This window comes from Streptomyces swartbergensis, assembly GCF_002148965.1.
In the GTDB taxonomy this organism is placed as follows: Bacteria; Actinomycetota; Actinomycetes; order Streptomycetales; family Streptomycetaceae; genus Streptomyces; species Streptomyces swartbergensis.
Map to the genome: position 1 here is coordinate 1 of NZ_NGFN01000161.1, position 19,006 is coordinate 19,006.

16 protein-coding genes are annotated in these 19,006 nt (G+C 71.3%); 5 read left to right on the plus strand and 11 right to left on the minus strand.

All coding sequences use genetic code 11. The annotated features are described in order from the left end of the window. Positions 1–83: 83 nt before the first annotated feature. From CA983_RS24220 to CA983_RS24230, 3 genes are all read right to left on the minus strand, one after another. The gene (locus CA983_RS24220; protein ID WP_086602995.1) at positions 84–1,808 is read right to left on the minus strand and encodes a BCCT family transporter; all 1,725 of its coding nucleotides are present in this window, start codon (positions 1,806–1,808) and stop codon (positions 84–86) included. 81 nt (positions 1,809–1,889) lie between these two features. Further along, positions 1,890–3,164: a M14 family metallopeptidase gene (locus tag CA983_RS24225; protein ID WP_086603009.1), complete on the minus strand. Its 1,275-nt coding sequence runs from the start codon at positions 3,162–3,164 to the stop codon at positions 1,890–1,892. Positions 3,165–3,241: 77 nt separating this feature from the next. Further along, the gene (locus CA983_RS24230; protein WP_086602996.1) at positions 3,242–5,200 is read right to left on the minus strand and encodes a Xaa-Pro dipeptidyl-peptidase; all 1,959 of its coding nucleotides are present in this window, start codon (positions 5,198–5,200) and stop codon (positions 3,242–3,244) included. Positions 5,201–5,401: 201 nt separating this feature from the next. Here CA983_RS24230 and CA983_RS24235 point away from each other — a divergent pair, with 201 nt between their 5' ends. Together CA983_RS24235 and CA983_RS24240 are read left to right on the plus strand one after the other, a co-directional pair. Next, positions 5,402–6,910 carry a M1 family metallopeptidase gene (locus tag CA983_RS24235; protein ID WP_167407446.1) on the plus strand — a complete coding sequence of 503 codons (1,509 nt, stop codon included), beginning with the start codon at positions 5,402–5,404 and terminating at the stop codon, positions 6,908–6,910. A gap of 126 nt (positions 6,911–7,036) precedes the next feature. After that, on the plus strand, positions 7,037–7,930 hold the full coding sequence (locus CA983_RS24240; RefSeq protein WP_086602998.1) for an arginase family protein: 894 nt from the start codon (positions 7,037–7,039) through the stop codon (positions 7,928–7,930). An 11-nt stretch (positions 7,931–7,941) separates the two neighbouring features. Here CA983_RS24240 and CA983_RS24245 read toward each other — a convergent pair whose 3' ends face one another. Together CA983_RS24245 and CA983_RS24250 are read right to left on the minus strand one after the other, a co-directional pair. Then, entirely contained in the window at positions 7,942–8,421 is a 480-nt protein-coding gene (locus CA983_RS24245) for a macro domain-containing protein (protein WP_086602999.1), read from the minus strand. Between the two features lie 56 nt (positions 8,422–8,477). Then, positions 8,478–9,944 carry an amino acid permease gene (locus CA983_RS24250; RefSeq protein ID WP_086603000.1) on the minus strand — a complete coding sequence of 489 codons (1,467 nt, stop codon included), beginning with the start codon at positions 9,942–9,944 and terminating at the stop codon, positions 8,478–8,480. Positions 9,945–10,164: 220 nt separating this feature from the next. Between CA983_RS24250 and CA983_RS24255 the strand changes: the two genes are divergently transcribed. Then, the gene (locus CA983_RS24255) at positions 10,165–10,881 is read left to right on the plus strand and encodes a MerR family transcriptional regulator (RefSeq protein WP_086603001.1); all 717 of its coding nucleotides are present in this window, start codon (positions 10,165–10,167) and stop codon (positions 10,879–10,881) included. Here CA983_RS24255 and CA983_RS24260 read toward each other — a convergent pair. The 3 genes from CA983_RS24260 to CA983_RS24270 are packed head-to-tail and all read right to left on the minus strand — an operon-like array spanning position 10,867 to position 15,459. Then, positions 10,867–13,053: a 3-hydroxyacyl-CoA dehydrogenase NAD-binding domain-containing protein gene (locus CA983_RS24260; protein ID WP_086603002.1), complete on the minus strand. Its 2,187-nt coding sequence runs from the start codon at positions 13,051–13,053 to the stop codon at positions 10,867–10,869. The genes CA983_RS24255 and CA983_RS24260 overlap by 15 nt on opposite strands. Before the next feature lie 34 nt (positions 13,054–13,087). Continuing rightward, entirely contained in the window at positions 13,088–14,302 is a 1,215-nt protein-coding gene (locus tag CA983_RS24265) for an acetyl-CoA C-acetyltransferase (RefSeq protein WP_086603003.1), read from the minus strand. 11 nt (positions 14,303–14,313) lie between these two features. Next, positions 14,314–15,459: a CaiB/BaiF CoA transferase family protein gene (locus CA983_RS24270; RefSeq protein ID WP_086603004.1), complete on the minus strand. Its 1,146-nt coding sequence runs from the start codon at positions 15,457–15,459 to the stop codon at positions 14,314–14,316. A 220-nt stretch (positions 15,460–15,679) separates the two neighbouring features. On the opposite strand from CA983_RS24270, the gene CA983_RS24275 reads away from it, so the two are divergent. Next, positions 15,680–16,165: a hypothetical protein gene (locus tag CA983_RS24275; RefSeq protein WP_086603005.1), complete on the plus strand. Its 486-nt coding sequence runs from the start codon at positions 15,680–15,682 to the stop codon at positions 16,163–16,165. Positions 16,166–16,191: 26 nt separating this feature from the next. Here CA983_RS24275 and CA983_RS24280 read toward each other — a convergent pair whose 3' ends face one another. Next, positions 16,192–17,070, minus strand: a complete 879-nt coding sequence (locus CA983_RS24280; RefSeq protein ID WP_244207085.1) for a DUF4231 domain-containing protein — start codon at positions 17,068–17,070, stop codon at positions 16,192–16,194. A gap of 90 nt (positions 17,071–17,160) precedes the next feature. Continuing rightward, positions 17,161–17,550, minus strand: a complete 390-nt coding sequence (locus CA983_RS24285; RefSeq protein ID WP_086603007.1) for an MmcQ/YjbR family DNA-binding protein — start codon at positions 17,548–17,550, stop codon at positions 17,161–17,163. 91 nt (positions 17,551–17,641) lie between these two features. Between CA983_RS24285 and CA983_RS24290 the strand changes: the two genes are divergently transcribed. Then, positions 17,642–18,832, plus strand: coding sequence for a saccharopine dehydrogenase family protein (locus CA983_RS24290; protein ID WP_086603008.1), 1,191 nt, complete (start codon positions 17,642–17,644; stop codon positions 18,830–18,832). Positions 18,833–18,853: 21 nt separating this feature from the next. Here CA983_RS24290 and mmpA read toward each other — a convergent pair whose 3' ends face one another. Then, positions 18,854–19,000 carry a morphogenic membrane protein MmpA gene (gene mmpA, locus CA983_RS49590; RefSeq protein WP_010042861.1) on the minus strand — a complete coding sequence of 49 codons (147 nt, stop codon included), beginning with the start codon at positions 18,998–19,000 and terminating at the stop codon, positions 18,854–18,856. Positions 19,001–19,006: the final 6 nt, after the last annotated feature.

Genomic DNA, 19,006 nt, shown 5'->3' on the forward strand with positions numbered 1-19,006 from the left:
GCCCCACACCCCAACGCCCCCGGCCGATGTCGGCCGAGGGCGTCAAGGTCAAGGGGCCGGCTGGGGCAGCCGCGTTGGGTTGGTCAGTGTTTGCCGATGGGGTCGCCCTCGACGTCCGGGCCGCGGCCCGGGCCGACGCGGAACTCGAACTCGCCGTCGTACTTCTTGTGGCCTTCGATGACGGCCTGTTCCACCGCTTCGGAGCCCATCTGTACGCGCACCATCACCGGGTCGCGGCGCAGGTCGCGCATGAGGGACACGCACATGCCGACCATCACGACGACGAACGGGGCCGCCGCGAGGATCGTGAGGTTCTGCAAGCCCGTCAGCGCGTCGCCCTGGCCGCTGCCGACCATGAGCATGATCGCGGCCACCGCACCGGTGACGACGCCCCAGAACACCACCACCATGCGGCCCGGTTCGAGCGCGCCCTTCTGCGACAGGGTGCCCATGACGATCGACGCCGCGTCGGCGCCCGACACGAAGAAGATGCCGACGAGGACCATCACGAGCAGGCTCGTGGCGGTGGCGATGGGGAACTGCTGGAGCACGCCGAAGAGCTGACCCTCCGGGGTCGCCTCCTTGCCGAGCCTGCCCTGTTCCTGCATCTTCATCGCCGAGCCGCCGAAGACCGCGAACCAGACCAGGCTGACCGTGCTGGGCACGAGGATGACACCGCCGACGAACTGCCGGATCGTGCGGCCCCGGCTGATGCGGGCGATGAACATGCCCACGAACGGCGTCCAGGAGATCCACCACGCCCAGTAGAAGACGGTCCAGCTGCTCAGCCAGTCCGCGACACCCTCCCCGCCGCTGGCCTCCGTCCGGCCGGCCAGCTGGGGCAGGTCGCCGAGGTAGGCGAAGACGGACGTGGGCAGCAGATCGAGGACGATGATGCTCGGACCCGCCACGAACACGAACAGGGCGAGCACCAGCGCCAGCACCATGTTGGTGTTGGACAGCCACTGGATGCCGCGCTCCACGCCCGAGACCGCGGAGGCGACGAAGGCCAGGGTCAGCACCGCGATGATCGTGACGAGCAGCCCGGTGCTCACCTTGTCCATCCAGTCCAGCTCCTGCACACCGGAGCCGATCTGCAGCGCGCCGAGCCCCAGGGACGCGGCGGAACCGAAGACGGTCGCGACGATCGCGAGGATGTCGATGACCCGGCCGACGGCACCGTTCGCGTGCTTCTTGCCGATCAGCGGCGTGAAGACGGCGCTGATGGTCTGGCGGCGGCGCCTGCGGAAGGTGCTGTAGGCGATGGCGAGGCCCACCACGGCGTAGATCGCCCAGGGGTGGAGCGTCCAGTGGAACAGGGTGGTGGCCATGGCCGTCTCCATGCGGTCGCCGGAGTCGGCCGGGTCGGTGCCCGGCGGGGGCGTCGAGTAGTGCGACAACGGCTCGCTCACGCCGTAGAACATCAGGCCGATGCCCATGCCGGCGCTGAACATCATCGCGACCCAGGACACCGTGCGGAACTCGGGCTCCTCGCCCTCGGCCCCGAGGTGGATACGGCCGTAGCGGCTGGCCGCGATCCAGAGGGCGAACACGACGAAGGCGGAGGCGGCGAGCATGAACGCCCAGCCGCCGTTGTGCATCAGCCCGCCGAGCATGCTGGTGGAGACGTCTTCGAGCGAATCGGTCGCCGCGGCTCCCCAGACCACGAAGGCGAGGGTGAGCACGGCCGTGACCCCGAAGACGATTCGGTCGGTTTTAGGACGTTCCTGACCGGGGAGGCCCGCTTCCGAACCCGGAAGCGCGGCCCCCGCTTGGTGGTCGCTTTCACTTGGTCGGTCGTGCGTCACAGGCGGCACCTTTCATGGGACGTAGGAGGGACGTAAGTCCCCCGTAACGCCCCTACCACGTGTGGCGCAATTTCACCCCCCTCAACATTGCGTTTCCGGCTTCCCTGCCGTCAGGTGGTAGCTTCCGCGCTCGTCGAGCAGCAGCGGCACGAGCGCGCGCAGGGACTGGCGCAGAGGTACGAGCACACCCTCCGCGTCCCGGCGTACGCGCACGCCGTGCAGCGCGAGTTCGTCTCCCACCTCCGCGTACTGGGCGGCCGTGAGCTGGTAGCCGCAGGGCGGGTTCTGGATCACCTCGGCCGGTTCAGGCGTGTCGTTGTCGGCGCCGCCGACGTAGACGGGGCCGGTGGTGGCGTGTCCCGCGAGCCGGGCCCGGCCCGTCGCCGCCTCGACCGCGCCGCGGCGCTGGTCGGCATATGCGAACAGGCCGCCCAGCGCGTCCAGTTGTGAGGTGACCCGGCGGCGGTTGTTCAGCGCCTCGTCCGCCTTCTCGGCATCGGTGAGCGGGTCGACACGGCTCTCGATGAGCAGTCCGATCCCGTGCTTGATGCCGGACATATTGCGCAGAATGCGCTCCTGGCCGTCTCCCGCTACCTGCTTGACCGGCTCGCCGGTCTCCGGGTCGGTCCAGATGCCGTAGGTGCCGGTCGAGTGGCCGGCCCGCTGCGCCGCGGGGCGTACGTACGCCTCGGAGAGGGTCTTCGCCTCGTCATGGACCGCCTCGTGGGTGTTGAGGTTGCGCGGCCACAGGTCGAAGAGGTCCTTGTCGTAGTACGGGGGTGTGGCGCCGTACTCGTGCAGGTCGTAGACGAGGTCGGGACGCTGGTCGCGGATGAGCTTCGCCAGCGCACGGCCTTCGGCGGTGCGGAGCGCGAGGTGGTCCCGGTTGATGTCGACGCCGTCGCTGTTGCCCCGGGTGTCGGCGGCCCGGCCGTCGGGGTTGGCGGTGGGCACGACGAGGACCGTGGTGCGGTCCAGGAAGCGCCGGGTGTCACTGTCGCGGGCGTGCGCGAGGTCGCGGACGGTGGTCAGGCAGGCCTCGCGGCCTGCGGGTTCGTCGCCGTGCTGGCTGCACACGAGCAGCACCTTGTTGGGCGTCTGGTGGGTGCCGATCCGGACCAGTTGGAGCGGGCGGCCCTGCTTCGTCGTACCGAAGCGGGTCATGGAGACGCGGCTGCTCGACCGGTCGACGGCCTTCAGGAAGTCCTGCTCCTCGGGCTGGGTGGTCCAGCGGGCACCGTCCGTCTGCTCGAAGCCGGTGCGGGGCGGGGAGTCGGTGGCGGCCTCGGCCGGGACGGCGACCAGGGACGCGGCGACGGCCGCTGCGGTCAGGGTCAGGGCACGGACGCGGGGCACGGTCTTGCCCGCCGCCTTGCGGACCACGGACCCGGCCGCGGTGTCGCGGGGCGCGGTCCTGCCTGCGGTGTCGCGGGTCACTGGCTTCCCCCCGGGACGCGGTGAGCGGTGCGCGGATCCCGTACGCCGTCCAGCAGAGTGGGGTCGGGCGTGGCGGACGCGGCGCCCGTGGTGGCGCGGGCGAAGGCGGCGGCTCCGCCGACGAACGGGACGCGGGCCGAGGTGCGGGACAGGTCGACCGTGAGCTTGGGCGTGTCCGCGGGAGGGTCGATGAGGCCCTTGTCGGTGCCCGCGACGATCAGCGCCAGGCGGTGGCCCTTGGGGACGACGTGGTCGGTCGCCGCCAGGTCGAGGGTGATCGTGTACCGCTTGCCCGGGGTGAGCGGGGCGCCCGTCAGGTCGGAGGCGTGGTTGCCGAGATCGGCCCAGCCGCGGCTGACGATCGTGTAGTCGACGTCGGCGGTCTTCGCCTTGGTCTCCTTGAAGCAGGAGCTGTCGCCTGCGGTGCTCGCGCCCCAGCAGGTGCGGTCGGTGAGGGTGGTGATGCCCTCGCCCGCGTCGGCGTAGTCGCGGATGGTGGCGGGGCCGATGTCCACGAGGACGGCGGAGAGGTGGGCCGTCGGGGTGGAGGGCGTCGCGGTGACGGTGACCTCGGAGGAGCCGGACAGGCGCAGGTCGCGGGTGAGCGGCCTGGTGACGAAACCGGCCTTCTCCGGTGTCGGCTTGTCGATCTGCGCGGCCCAGTCGGTCTCGCTCAGCTTCGGGTCGTCGGTGAACGTCGCGGTGCCGTGGCCGCGGCGCAGGCCGAGGGTGCCGACGCCTGCCTGGGCGCCTTTGTCGGGGCGCAGGGTGGCGGCCCGGGTGCCGGCCGGCGGCCAGGTCTTCGAGGTGGTCCACTGGTCGGGCCGGCGTTCGATGTCGGCCATGGGCTCGCGGTCGACGCCGTTGTCGTAGCCCATGAGTTCGTGGTCGAACCAGCGGTGGAGGGTGTCCACCCAGGTGGCGCGGCGGAAGTCGAAGGGGTCGACGTGGCCGGTCTGGGAGAGCCAGATCTTGCGCTCGACGCCGTTCTTCGCGAGGGCGTCCCACCACTGGCCGACGTGCTTCATCCGCACGTTGAGGTCCTGCATGCCGTGCACGAGGAAGACGCTGGCCTTGACCTTCCGCGCGGCCCTGACGTAGTCGCGCTCGGTCCACAGGGGGGTCCAGTCGCCGGTGCGCGGGGCCCCGTCGACGAGCTTGCGCTGCACGGCGGCGCACTTGGCGCGGGCGTCGGGGCTGTTGACGTAGTCGGACAGCCATTCGGGGCCGGAGTCGTAGAGCGGGGCGCCCTGCTGGAAGTAGTAGTCGTACCAGGAGGAGATGGCGCTGATCGGGACGATGGTCTTCAGGCCCTCGACGCCGGTCGCGGCGACGCCGTTGGCGATGGTGCCGTCCCAGCTCTTGCCGATCATGCCGGTCTTGCCGTTGGTCCAGGCAGCCTTGGCGCGGGTGGTGCCCGTGCGGGTCGTGTAGGCCTTGGCGCGGCCGTTGAGCCAGTAGACGACGGCCTTCGCGGACTGGATGTCGGAGCGGCCGCCGACGTCGACGCACCCGTCGGAGCGATTGGTTCCGGCCAGGTCGACGCCGACGAAGGCGTAGCCGCGGGGCACGAAGTAGTTGTCGTAGTACAGCGGCATCTGCGTGACGTCGCCGTTCGCGTCGTACGTCTTCTTCTGGCTCTCGTTGCCGCGCCCGCAGCAGGAGTAGTACGGGCTGGCGTCCATGATGACGGGGACCTTGCGGCCCTGTCGGGCGGGTTCGCGGGGGCGGACGATGTCCACGGCGACGCGGTCGGCCTTGCCGTCGCGGTCGCCGTCGAGTCCGGTGTCCACCCAGACGGCCTCGCGGATGGCGTTGTCGTACGAGTGGACGGGGCGGCTCTCGCGCGGGGCGGCGTCCGCCGCCGCGGCCGGGGTGATCAGCGTGGCCAGCAGGGCGGCCGTGGCCGCCGTCGCGAGCGGTCTCCAGGTCGTGAAGCGCGTGCGTTTCGGCATGCGGCGGACGCTACATCGGTGAACTCCTGTTCAGAAGAGGGCACCTGACGGTCCGGCGTTTCCCGGACGGCCCCCTGGGTCCGGTGTCTCATGTCGGCCGAATGGCGATCGTGTGACAGCAGGGGCCATGGACATGATCAGGGACACAGGGAGTCAATAGGCTCCGGACAGCCTTCGGGACCCTACGACTTGGAGTTTCGCGTGCACCGCAGAATCATCGCGCCGGGAGCCCTGGCCGCGGCCGTTCTCCTGCTGGCGATCCCGGCATCGGCCGCGCCCCGCTCCCCCGGCGCGCCGGGTATCGGTGACCCCTACTACCCGGCCTACGGCAACGGCGGATACGACGTCTCCCACTACGACCTGAGGCTGAAGTACCAGCCGGCCACGGACGAGCTCGAGGGCACGGCGACCCTCCTGGCCCGCACCACTCAGGACCTGTCCAGCTTCAACCTGGACTTCCTGCTGGACGTCGGCGAGGTGCGCGTCAACGGCGCGAAGGCGTCGTTCCGGACGTCGGGCGAGCACGAGCTGGAGATCACGCCGAAGACCCCGCTGGCCAAGGGCACGCCCGTCACGGTCGTCGTGCGCTACCGCGGCGTGCCGTCGTCGAAGAAGGCGTACGGCTTCACGAGCTGGCACCGCACCCCGGACGGGGGCGTCGCGGCGAACGAGCCCGAGGCGGCGGCGTGGTGGTTCCCGAGCAACGACCACCCGCTCGACAAGGCCACCTACGACGTGTCCGTGCTGGTCCCGGACGGCACGCAGGCCATCTCCAACGGCACGCTCCAGTCGACGAGTTCGCGCCTGGGCTGGACCCGCTGGAACTGGCGCTCCGACAAGCCGCAGGCCACGTACCTCGCCACGCTCGCGGTCGGGAAGTTCGACATCACGACCGGCACGACCGAGAGCGGCATTCCGATCCTCAACGCCTACAGCAAGGACCTGGGACAACACGCCGGCGCGGCGCGGGCGAGCATCGAGCGGACCGGGGAGATCGCCGACTGGCTGACCGGCTACTTCGGGCCGTACCCCTACAACGCGCTCGGCGGATACGTGCCGAACACCACCACCGGGTACGCGCTGGAGACCCAGACCCGGCCGTACTACAGCCCACGGCAGTTCGCCAACGGGTCGAACACCTCGCTCGTCGTCCATGAGCTGGCGCACCAGTGGTACGGCGACGACGTGTCGCTCAAGGGCTGGAAGGACATCTGGATCAACGAGGGTTTCGCGCGGTACGCGCAGTGGCTGTGGTCCGAGCACGAGGGCGAGGGTACGGCGCAGGAACTCGCCGACTACGTCTACGCCTCGCATCCCGCCGACGACCCGTTCTGGACGGTGAGGCCCGGGGACCCGGGCCCGGAGAACCAGTTCGACATCGCGGTGTACGACCGGGGCGCGCTGGCCGTGCAGGCGCTGCGCAACGAGATCGGGGACGAGGCGTTCTTCGCGATCCTCAAGGGCTGGCCGCAGAAGTACGCCCACGGCAACGCGTCGGTCGCCGACTTCCAGCGGTACGCCGAGGAGGTGTCCGGCAAGCCCCTGGCCGCGCTGTTCGACACGTGGCTGTTCCAGCCGTCGAAGCCGGGGGTGCCGGCGGCTCGGGCCGCGGCGGTGGCGAAGGGGGCGGGGAAGGTGTCGCAGCCGAGGTCGTGGAAGAAGATCGCGGCGACGAACGGGGTGCACGAGCACGGGGAGCACGAGCACTGACGTGTCTTGTTCCTCCTCCGCTCACCCGGCCTGCTGAACGCCGTCCCGACGCTTACGGTGGGCCCATACGCACTGGCCGTATGGGCCCGGCGGCGTGATCAGGGGGCTGCGACGAAGGAGCCGGACGTGCGGAACCTGGCGATCATCGAGGCGCCCTCCGTACTCGGGCTGCGGCCGACCGGTGTCGAGCAGCTGCCGGACGCGTTGCTCGGGGCCGGGCTGGCCGAAAGGCTGGGGGCGGTACGGGCAGGCCGGGTCGAGCCACCCCCGTACGACCCCCGGCGGGACCAGGCCACCGGGGTCCTCAACCCCGGCGGCATCGCCGCATACTCCACCGCACTGGCCGACACCGTAAGCGGCGTCCTCGACGACGGCCGTTTCCCGTTGGTGCTGGGCGGCGACTGCAGCGTGCTGCTCGGCAACCTGCTCGCGCTGCGCCGCCGCGGTCGGCACGGGCTGCTGTTCCTCGACGGGCACACCGACTTCTACCAGCCGTCGGCGGAACCGGCCGGTGAGGTGGCCTCCATGGAACTGGCCCTGGCCACCGGGCGCGGTCCGCGCCCGCTGGCCGACCTGGACGGCCGGGGCCCGCTGGTCCAGGACGAGGACGTCGTCGCGCTGGGATTCCGGGACGCGGAGGAGTCCGCGGCGTACGGAATGCAGCCGCTGCCGTCCGCGCTGCACGCGCTGGAGCTGGACACCGTGCGCGCCCTGGGGGCGGGCGAGGCGGCCCGGCGCGCGGTCGGGCTGCTGACCGGCGACGGTGCGGGCGCCGGGTACTGGATCCACCTCGATGTCGATGTCCTGGACGACGCGGTCATGCCCGCCGTCGACTACCGGCTCCCGGACGGGCTGAGCTGGCAGGAGCTGGAGACCGTCCTGCGCACGGCCCTGTCCGGCGGCGGTGCCGTCGGCCTCGACGTGGCGATCTTCAACCCCAGGCTGGATCCCGACGGGGCGATCGCGCAGCGCCTCAGCGACTGTCTGGTGCGGGCGTTCGACAGGGACGGCCAGGGCTGAGCCGGAGCCGGTCATTCCCCGTGGTCGTACACCGTCACCTGTATCCCCCGCCGTATCAGCCGCTCCTCGATCAGCGGCTCGACCCGGGACCACTTGCCGCCGGCGAGACCGCAGCCGATGCGGGGCATGTGGACGGTCGCGCCCAGTTCACCGGCCCGCTCGGCGAGGGTCTCCAGCGCCGTGTCGATCGCTTCGTAGCGCACGGGGACGCCCTTGCTGCCGGTCCTGGGGCCGCGCTGGCCGATCATGTTGGCCACCCACACGTACCGCTCGACCTGGACGAACTGCACCGCGCCCAGCCCGAAGTCGTTCGCCGCGCGGTCGCGGTGCCACGCCCGGTACGCCGCTTCCGGCTCGGGCCGGCGGCGCGATATCGCCAGGACGAAGCCCTTGCCCCAGCCCCCGAGGTCGTTGGAGAGATGGGTGATGACCTTGACGCCCTTCACCGACGGAACGGTGGCGTCACCCCGGACATATCTGATCCCCGACATGACGCCACCGTAGGCGCTCCCACTGACAGTGGCCCTGACCTGCCATGTACTGCCCGCTAGTTCGTGAACTGCGACAGCTCCCGGTCGGCCGTCTGCGACACCCGGCGGCGGATGCCGTACCAGCCCGCGACCAGCGCGGCCGCGATCAGCGGGACGAGCAGCAGCGTCTTGCGGCCGACCTCCGGGTCGTTCCCCATCATGCCGAGGCAGGCCAGCAGGAAGGCGATCGTGGTGATCTCCGTGACCGGGCTGCCGGGGAGACGGAAGGAGGGGCGGGTGACCAGGCCCTCCTTGGCGCGGCGGACGAAGACCAGGTGGCAGATCATGATGATCACCCAGGTGCTGATGATGCCGAGCGAGGCGACGTTCAGCACGATCTCGAAGGCCTGGGCCGGCACGAGGAAGTTCAGGCCGACGCCGAGCACGCACACCGCGCAGGTCAGCAGGATGCCGCCGTAGGGGACCTGGCTGCGGTTCATGCGGGCGGTGAACTTCGGCGCCGAGCCGGCCATCGCCATGGAGCGCAGGATGCGGCCCGTGGAGTACAGGCCGGAGTTCAGCGAGGACATGGCGGCCGTCAGGACCACCAGGTTCATCACGTCGCCCGCCGCCGGGACGCCGATCTTCGACAGCACCGTGACGAAGGGGCTCTGGTCGGCCGAGTAGACCGAGCCGGGGAGCAGGAGGGCCAGCAGGACGACCGAGCCGACGTAGAAGAGACCGACCCGCCACATGATCGAGTTGACCGCGCGCGGGACGACCTTCTCCGGCTCGGCGGTCTCGCCCGCGGCGACACCGACCAGCTCCAGCGCGGCGTACGCGAAGATCACGCCCTGCATGACGAGGACGACGGGCATCATGCCGTGCGGGAAGACGCCGCCGTTGTCGGTGATGACGCTCAGGCCCGGGGTCTGGCCGCCCACCTCGTGCTGGGTGGCGAGCAGGAAGATGCCGATGAGCATGAAGCCGACGAGCGTCGCGACCTTGATGATCGCGAACCAGAACTCCATCTCGCCGAAGATCTTCACCGAGATCAGGTTCACGGCCAGCACCACCGCGAGGGCGGCCAGCGCGAGCACCCACTGCGGGATGTCGGTGAACAGGCTCCAGTAGTGCGTGTAGAGCGCGATCGCCGTGATGTCGGCGATGCCGGTGGTCGACCAGTTCAGGAAGTACATCCAGCCGGCGACGTAGGCGCCCTTCTCGCCGAGGAACTCGCGCGCGTACGACACGAAGGAGCCCGAGGAGGGGCGGTAGAGCACGAGCTCGCCCAGGGCCCTGACCACGAAGAAGGCGAAGATGCCGCAGACCAGGTAGGCGATCGCCAGGGCCGGGCCCGCGTTGTGGAGGCGACCGCCGGCGCCGAGGAAGAGGCCGGTGCCGATGGCCCCGCCGATGGCGATCATGTTGACGTGGCGGGCCTTGAGGTCCTTGCTGTAGCCGGCGTCGCCCGCGTCCGCGGGCACCTTGGCCGCGTCGCTGGGGGATGCGGCTGCTGCCGTGTTCACGGCGTCCTTGCTCACGGGTGGATCCACTCTCTGGTGCGCCCGAGCGGGTCGCGCTCGGCTGTCCGGACGTACATAAGGTCTGCGCCCTCTGTAGAGGCACAGACCAAGGGGCCACCTTCCCCCGCCGTACGCGGCTCACGCGGTGGCGTACGTCACAGAGCGCTACCTCTCACACGGTCGTCACCTTGATGCCCGGAGGTTTCACAGCACTGGTGAGACAGCGATACTGCTGCACATGACGACCGACACCGAGGAACCGACCCTCACGATCGACGAACTGGCCGCCCGGGCCGGTGTCACGGTGCGCACGGTCCGTTTCTACGGCACGAAAGGGCTGCTGCCGCCGCCGGTGCTCGGCCCCCGGCGCGTGGGGCACTACGGGCGGGAGCACCTGGCCCGGCTGGCGCTGATCGAGGAGTTGCAGCACCAGGGGATGACGCTGGCGGGCATCGAGCGCTATCTGCGCCAGTTGCCGCCTGACCTGAGCGCCCGCGACCTCGCCGTTCACCGGGCGGTGGTGGCCTCCTGGGCGCCGGACACCGTCGAGACGGTCACGCGGGAGGAGCTGGAGCGCCGGGCCGGGCGGCCGCTCGGCGACGAGGACGTCGAGCGGCTCGTCGCGATGGGCGTGCTGCGGCCGGCGGACGGCGACTACGAAGCCGATCTCGGTCTGCTCCGGCTGGGCGTCGGGCTGCTGGACGTGCCGCTCTCCCCGGAGGCGATCTTCGCGGCGCGCAAGGTTCTCCTCGAACACTCGCGCGCCGCGGCCCGTGAACTCTCCCAGCTCTTCCGCGGCGAGGTGGCGGAGCGTGACGCGCGGGACGTGCGGTCCCTGTCGGCGCACATGCAGCCTTTGGTGGTGCAGGCGCTCCTCACCGCTTTCCAGCGGTCGCTGAAGGAAGAGCTGGGCGAGTGGCTCACCGAGCCGTCACGGGAGTCAGGCGCGGGCTGAGTCGCTGAACCGCTCCCCCTTCTCCGCCTTGTCCACGAGCAGTGCGGGCGGGGTGAAGCGGTCGCCGTAGCGCTCGGCGAGTTCACGCGCGCGTGCCACGAACCCGGGCAGGCCGCCCTCGTAGCCGTTGATGTACTGGAGTACGCCACCCGTCCAGCCCGGGAAGCCGATGCCGAAGATGGAGCCGATGTTGGCGTCGGCGACGGAGGTCAGCACGCCCTCCTCCAGCAGCCGGACGCTGTCCAGCGCCTCGGAGAAGAGCATGCGCTCCTGCATGTCCTCGAACGGGATCTGGTACCCCGGCCTGGTGAAGTGCTCGCGCAGGCCCGGCCAGAGTCCGGTGCGCTTGCCGTCGTCCCCGTAGTCGTAGAAGCCTGCGCCGCCGCTGCGGCCCGTGCGGCCGAACTCGTCGACCATGCGGTCGATCACGGCCTCGGCGGGGTGGGGCGTCCAGGTGCCGCCGGCCTCCTCCACGGCGCGCTTCGTCTCGGCCCGGATCTTGCGGGGCAGGGTCAGCGTCAGCTCGTCCATCAGGGACAGCACCTTCGCCGGGTAGCCGGCCTGCGCGGCGGCCTGTTCGACCGACGCGGGCTCGACGCCCTCGCCGACCATGGCGACGCCCTCGTTGATGAAGTGCCCGATGACGCGGGAGGTGAAGAAGCCGCGCGAGTCGTTGACGACGATCGGGGTCTTGTTGATCTGCCGGACCAGGTCGAAGGCGCGCGCCAGGGCCTCCTGTCCCGTGCGCTCGCCCTTGATGATCTCGACGAGCGGCATCTTGTCGACCGGCGAGAAGAAGTGCAGTCCGATGAAGTCGCCCTGGCGCTCGACGCCTTCGGCGAGCGCGGTGATGGGCAGGGTGGAGGTGTTGGAGCACAGCAGCGCGTCGGGCGCCACGACGTGCTGGATCTCCTGGAACACCTTGTGCTTGAGGGACGTGTCCTCGAAGACGGCCTCGATGACGGCGTCGCAGCCGGCCAGGTCCTGCACCTCGGCGGTGGGCGTGATGCGGGCGAGCAGCGCGTCCGCCTTCTCCTGCGTCGTACGACCCTTGGCGACGGCCTTGGCGCAGAGCTTCTCGGAGTAGCCCTTGCCCTTGACGGCCGCCTCCAGGGAGACGTCCTTCAGCACGACGTCGATGCCGGCGCGGGCACAGGAGTAGGCGATGCCCGCGCCCATCATCCCGGCGCCGAGGACGGCGACCTTGCGGACCTGGCGGGGCTCGATGCCCTGGGGGCGGTTGGCGCCGGAGTTGACGGCCTGGAGGTCGAAGAAGAAGGCCTGGATCATGTTCTTCGAGGTCTGGCCCGCGGCCAGTTCCACGAAGTGGCGGGCCTCGATGACCTGGGCGGTCTCGAAGTCGACCTGGGCGCCCTCGACGGCGGCGGCGAGAATGTTGCGCGGGGCCGGGTAGGGGGCGCCGTTCGTCTGCTTGCGCAGGGTGGCCGGGAAGGCGGGCAGGTTCGCCGCGAACTTGGGGTTGGCCGGGGTGCCGCCCGGGATCTTGTAGCCCGGCTTGTCCCAGGGCTGCTGCGACTCGGGATTGGCGTCGATGAAGGCGCGGGCCTTGGCCAGCATGTCCTCCCGGGTGTCGGCCACCTCGTCGACGAGGCCGTTCTCCAGGGCGCGGCGCGGGTTGTACTGGGTGCCCTGGAGGAGGACCTTCAGCAGGGCGTCGGCGATGCCGAGCAGGCGGACGGTGCGGACGACGCCGCCGCCTCCGGGCAGCAGGCCGAGGGTGACCTCGGGGCAGCCGATCTTCGAGCCGGGCGCGTCGAGGGCGACGCGGTGGTGGCAGGCCAGGGCGATCTCGTAACCGCCGCCCAGGGCGGCGCCGTTGAGCGCGGCGACGACCGGCTTGCCGAGGGTCTCGATGCGGCGCAGGTTCCGCTTGATGGCCATGCCGCCGTCGAACAGCTCCTGGGCCGTCTCGGGCGTGACGCGGATCAGGTCGCGCAGGTCGCCGCCGGCGAAGAAGGTCTTCTTGGCCGAGGTGATGATGACGCCCCGGATGGTGTCCTTCTCGGCCTCCAGGCGGTCGGTGACGGCGGCGAGGGAGTCGCGGAACGCCTGGTTCATGGTGTTCGCGGACTGGCTGGGGTCGTCGATGACCAGGGTGACGAGGCCGGTGCGGTCCTGTTCCCAGCGGATGGTGGTGGATTCAGTGCTCATGTGGAGGTGCTCCGTGTGATCCGTCGGGAGGTGGTCAGATGCGCTCGACGATCGTGGCGACGCCCATGCCGCCGCCGACGCACAGCGTGGCGAGGCCGTAGCGCTTGTCCTGGCGCTCGAGTTCGTCGACGAGCGTGCCGAGGATCATCGCGCCGGTCGCGCCGAGGGGGTGGCCGAGCGCGATGGCGCCGCCGTTGACGTTGACCTTGTCCAAGGACAGGCCCATGTCCTTGACGAAGCGCAGCACGACCGCCGCGAACGCCTCGTTGATCTCGACGAGGTCGATGTCGTCGATGGTGAGTCCGGCCTTGGCGAGGGCCTTGCGGGTGGCGGGGGCGGGGCCGGTGAGCATGATGGTGGGCTCGGAGCCGGACACGGCGGCGGAGACGATCCGCGCGCGGGGCGTGAGGCCGTAGCGCTCGCCGACCTCCCTGGAGCCGATCGCGACGAGCGAGGCGCCGTCGACGATGCCGGAGGAGTTGCCCGCGTGGTGGACGTGGTCGATCTTCTCCACCCAGTGGTACTGCTGGAGCGCGACCGCGTCGAAGCCGCCGAGTTCGCCGATGTCCGCGAAGGACGGCTTGAGCTTGGCGAGGGAGTCGGCGGTGGTGCCGGGGCGCATGTGCTCGTCGTGGTCGAGGACGACGAGGCCGCTGCGGTCCTTCACCGGGACGACGGACTTGTCGAAGCGGCCTTCCTTCCAGGCGGTGGCCGCCCGCTCCTGGGAGAGGGCCGCGTACTCGTCGACGTCGCGCCGGGAGAAGCCCTCGATGGTGGCGATGAGGTCGGCGCCGATGCCCTGCGGCACGAAGTTGACCTGGAGGTTGGTCATCGGGTCGTTGAACCAGGCACCTCCGTCGGAGGCCATCGGCACCCGGGACATCGACTCGACACCGCCCGCGAGGACGAGGTCCTCCCAGCCGGAACGGACCTTGGCGGCGGCCAGGTTGACGGCCTCCAGGCCCGAGGCACAGAAGCGGTTCTCCTGGACGCCCGCGACGGTGTCGGGCAGCCCCGCGGCGATGGCGGCGATCCGGGCGATGTCGGAGCCCTGGTCGCCGACCGGGCCGACGACGCCGAGCACGATGTCGTCGACGGCGGCCGGGTCCAGCTCCGGGAAGCGGGCGCGGATCTCGTGGATGAGGCCGACGACCAGGTCGATGGGCTTGGTGCCGTGCAGGGCGCCGCCTGCCTTGCCGCGCCCGCGCGGGGTGCGGATCGCGTCGTACACATACGCTTCGGTGCTCACGAGGAGGCCTTTCACTGAGGGGTGCGGGACGACGGCAGAAGCCCGGGGACGTCCCAGTCCCGGGCGACGTCCGCCGTGTCGGCGCCCGGCCGGGCCGGGCCGGTGCGGACGGAGGTCGGGGTCGTGGAGAAGCGGGGGGCCGGGGCGGCCTGGGTGATGCCGCCGTGGTCGGTGAAGGTGCCGCGGGCGGCCAGGTGCGGGTGGTGCGGGGCCTCGCGCAGCGACAGCACGGGCGCCACGCACGCGTCGGTGCCGTCGAAGACGGCCGTCCACTCGTCCCTGGTCCGGGTCTTGAAGCGGGCGGCGAGCTGTTCTCGCAGCTCACCCCATCGGGCGGCGTCCGTGCGGGCGGCGGCCTGGTCCTCGATGCCGAGGAGGGCGAGGAACTCCTCGTAGAACTGCGGCTCCAGGGCGCCCACGGCCATGTACCGGCCGTCGGCCGTCTCGTACGTCCCGTAGTAGGGGCAGCCTCCGTCCAGGAGGTTGGCGCCGCGGCGGTCCTGCCAGCCGCCGGCGGCGAGCATGCCGTGGATCATCGAGGCGAGGTGACAGACGCCGTCGACGATGGCGGCGTCGACGACCTGCCCGGTGCCGGTGGCGCGCGCGTGGTGGAGGGCGGCGAGGACGCCGACGACGAGGTAGAGGGAGCCGCCCGCGTAGTCGCCGAGCAGGTTGGCCGGGGCCGACGGCGGCTCGTCCGGCCGGCCGATCATGCCGAGCGTTCCGGTCGGGGCGATGTACGCGATGTCGTGCCCGGCCCGGTCGGCGAGCGGGCCGTCCTGGCCCCAGCCGGTCATCCGCCCGTAGACGAGGGCCGGGTTGCGGGCGTGGCAGGGCTCGGGCCCTACGCCGAGGCGCTCGGCGACGCCGGGGCGGTACCCCTCGACCAGGATGTCGGCGCGGGCGGCGAGACCGAGCACCTGATCGGGGCCGTCCGGTGCCTTCAGGTCGACGACCACCGAGCGCTTGTTGCGGTTCGTGACGTCGTACGCCGGGTCGATCGCGAGGCCGGGGCCGCCGGGACGGTCCACGCGCACGACGTCGGCGCCGAGGTCGGCCAGGAGCATGGCGGCGAACGGGCCGGGCCCGATGCCGGCCAACTCGACGACGCGCACGCCGGTGAGCGGGCCGTGTCCTGGCGTCCTTGCCGTGGTCATCCAGCCCCCAGTGTCGTGACACAACTGATGTAACACCAGTGATGCTAAGAACGTGTTCCACTCGGCACAAGCCCTGGGCGAGCAAGCGCTTAGCCCATTCTGACGAGAGTTCGGCGGCGGCGCGAGGGCAGGGGCTCAGCTGCCGGTTTGCGGCATTTCCGGCCAAGTCTCCCGACGCTAGGGTGAGGGTGACAACTTTCGCGGCCTCGGAGGTGGACGGGTGACACGGTCACCGACACGGATCGGCGTCACCGGGCACCGCGTGATCCCGGACGCCGTCCTGCCGGCCGTCGACGCGGGCATCCGCGCGGAACTGGGGGGCAACACCCCGATCGAGGCGCTGAGCTGCCTCGCCGCCGGTGCCGACCAGCTCTTCGCGCACATCGCCCTGGAGCGCGGCGTCCCGGTGACGGCCGTGGTCCCCGGCATGGACTACGAGGCCCACCTCGGCGGCGACGGGGTGCGGGCCTCGTACCGACGGCTCCTGAAGTTCTGCGCCGAACGTGTGGACCTGCCGTACGAGCACACCCACGAGGAGGCGTACTACGCGGCCGGCCGGTACATCGTCGACCACGCCGACCGCATGATCGCCGTGTGGGACGGGGCCCCCGCCCGCGGACTGGGCGGCACCGGGGACGTCGTGGACTACGCGCGGCGCACCGGAGTTCCGGTGCGGGTGCTGTGGAGTCCCGGGGTGCGGCGTTAGGCCAGGTGCGGTCTGCCGGCCCCCCGTCAGGAGCCGAATCTGACGAGCCAGTCGGTGTGCTGCGGTGACACCAGCCGTTCCGCTTCCGCGACCGCGTCGGCCCACCGCTCCTCGGTGACGGTGGTGGCCATGGCGACGCGCAGGGTCTCCAGGTCCTGTTCGACGAGGGTGTGGGCGTAGGTCAGCGGGCGGTGCCGGCGGACCTCCTGCCAGGCCACGCCTGCCGCGGCGGCGGCGCTCAGCAGGCCGGTCAGGTCCCAGCGGCCGAACATCCCGAACGCCCTGAGCACGGCGGCCAGCAGGGCCGTCACAGTCAGCGCGGTCGTCACCCCCGACCAGTACAGGGAGGCACGGCGCGCCCGTCCGGCGCGGTTGCGGTACCAGGTCAGCTGCTCCAGCACGCGGTCGCGGAGATGGACGTCCCGCCGGACCGTGAACGGCTTGACGCGGACCGCCCGCATGGCCGGGGTGACCAGACCGGCGCCGAACCCGGCGGTGCCCTCCCGCGCGTCCTCCCATCCCACCTTCCGCAGTTCCCTCAGCCGGTCCTCCAGCCGCTCGGCGAACAGGGCGTCCGGGTCCTTGACCCGGGAGTGGAAGGGGCCGCCGTGCGCCATGTACTGCCAGGCCAGCGACTTGACGACCTCGGCGGCGGCGCGGTGGGCCTGCCAATGCGCGCGGGCCCGGCGGCGGGAGGCGTGGATGCCGATGCCGACCGTCAGCCCGTAGAGCACAGCGGCCACCACCATCAGGGCACGGCTGTCGAGGCGTTCGGCCAGGGAGGCCGCCGTCGTGGCGGACAGCAGGACGATCAGCTGGGTGCGGACCACACGGAACGACTCGCCCTGGTGGGCAGCGCACGCCGGTCGCAGCGGTGGAACGGCGCGCTCGTTGTCCGATGCCACGGTGCGGCACCGGGCGACGGCTACAGAGCCTAGTGCCAGTCCGCTTCTCATCCATACCCGGCCGGTCGGCCACCAGAGGGTTTCCGGTCCCTATCGGCCGCTCCGTCCGTCCAGTTCCGCTGTCAGCCGCTTCGGCGCGATCACCCGGTAGCTCTCCTCCACCCAGTCGCAGAGCACCTCCGCGGCCGGGGCGTCCTGCTGCTCCAGGGGGATGCTCACCCAGCCCGCTTTGCCCAGGCCGTAGCCGGCGGGCTCGGCTCCGGGACACGCCAGCGCGTGCGCGTGCGCCGTTTCGTCCTTGAGCTTCATCGTCACCCCCAGGGGGTAACTGCCGTCCTCGACGCCCAGGAAGACGAACACTTTCTTGTTGACCTTCGCGACGGACTCGCCCCAGGGGAACTCCTCGACGGCACCCGGCAGCCCCAGCGCGAACGCGCGCACTTTCTCCCACTTCTTCAGGGCATTCCTGGGCACGGTCATCGTCGTCCTCCGGGCTCTTCATCGGGCTCCGCACTCCTCACGCTAGCCTCGGCCACCGACAGCGGCACGGGCTGCACGACCGAGGGGTGTCATGAGCAGGCTGAAAAAGACGGACCGTCCGTACGACATCGTGCTCTTCGGAGCCACGAGCTTCGCCGGAGCGCTCACCGCGGAGTACCTCGCGGCCCACGCGCCCGAGGGGCTGCGGTGGGCGATCGCGGGCCGCAGCGCTCAGAAGCTGGAGCGGCTGCGGGAGCGGCTGCGGGAGCGGCTGCCCGGCGGCGCGGAGGTCGGGGTGCTGCGGGCGGACGTCTCCGACCCGGCCTCGGTGCGCGCCCTCACCGAGCACGCGCGCGTGGTGGCCACGACGGTCGGCCCGTACCTCACGTACGGCGAGGAACTCGTCGCCGCCTGTGCGGACGCCGGGACCGACTACCTCGACCTCTGCGGCGAGCCCGAGTTCGTGGACCTGATGTACGTGCGGCACGACGCACGCGCGCGTGAGACCGGGGCACGGCTGGTGCACGCCGCCGGCTTCGACTCGGTCCCGCACGACCTGGGCGTGTACTTCACCGTGCAGCAGTTGCCCGAGGGCGTGCCGCTGACCGTGGAGGGGTTCGTGACCGCGGACGCGGCGTTCTCGGGCGGGACCTTCGCCTCCGCGCTCAACCAGTTCGCGCGGCAGCGGGAGATGGCGGCGGCCGCGCGGGACCGGCGGCGGCACGAGCCGCGGCTGGTGGGCCGGCGGGCGTCGGCGCCGCTGGGCGGGCCCCGGTTCGCCAAGGAGGTCGGCGCGTGGGCGCTGCCGATGCCGACGATCGACCCGCAGATCGTGCGGCGGTCGGCGTCGGCCCTCGACCGGTACGGCCCCGACTTCCGCTACCGGCAGTACGCGGCCGTCCGGCACCTGCCCGTGGTGGTGGGCGGTGTCGCGGCCGTCGGCGCCCTGGTCGCGGCGGCCCAGGTGCCGCCGGCGCGGCGCTGGCTGTCGGGCCGGCTCAGGCCCGGGGACGGGCCGAGCCCCGAGAAGCGGGCGAAGAGCTGGTTCTCCCTGCGCTTCGTGGGCGAGGGCGGCGGCCGGCGCGTCTACACGGAGGTCTCCGGCGGCGATCCCGGCTACGACGAGACGGCGAAGATGCTCGCCGAGTCGGCGCTGTGCCTGGCCTTCGACGATCTTCCGAAGACGGCGGGTCAGGTCACCACGGCCGTGGCGATGGGCGACGCACTGATCGGCCGGCTGCGCGCGGCGGGCATCCGCTTCCGCGTCGTGTCGACCCGCTGAGGGACCCCACGGGGTTCCGGCCTAGAGCGGCCACTCGGCGATGGTGTAGATCATCCCGGCGATCCAGCCGAGCCCCGCCAGCACGGCGAGGATCAGCCCTATGGTGACGGCCCGCTCGACGGTCTGGGTCGGGCCGGCAACAGGCTTGGGGGCGCGGTGCGTTGTCATGGCCCC

Excerpts from the sequence above, each read along its gene's own strand:
- CA983_RS24230 (WP_086602996.1), bottom strand. The coding sequence starts at position 5,200 with ATGCCGAAACGCACGCGCTTCACGACCTGGAGACCGCTCGCGACGGCG.
- CA983_RS24245 (WP_086602999.1), bottom strand. The coding sequence starts at position 8,421 with ATGTCGGGGATCAGATATGTCCGGGGTGACGCCACCGTTCCGTCGGTG.
- CA983_RS24255 (WP_086603001.1), top strand. The coding sequence starts at position 10,165 with ATGACGACCGACACCGAGGAACCGACCCTCACGATCGACGAACTGGCC.
- CA983_RS24260 (WP_086603002.1), bottom strand. The coding sequence starts at position 13,053 with ATGAGCACTGAATCCACCACCATCCGCTGGGAACAGGACCGCACCGGC.
- CA983_RS24270 (WP_086603004.1), bottom strand. The coding sequence starts at position 15,459 with ATGACCACGGCAAGGACGCCAGGACACGGCCCGCTCACCGGCGTGCGC.
- CA983_RS24285 (WP_086603007.1), bottom strand. The coding sequence starts at position 17,550 with ATGACCGTGCCCAGGAATGCCCTGAAGAAGTGGGAGAAAGTGCGCGCG.
- CA983_RS24290 (WP_086603008.1), top strand. The coding sequence starts at position 17,642 with ATGAGCAGGCTGAAAAAGACGGACCGTCCGTACGACATCGTGCTCTTC.
- mmpA (WP_010042861.1), bottom strand. The coding sequence starts at position 19,000 with ATGACAACGCACCGCGCCCCCAAGCCTGTTGCCGGCCCGACCCAGACC.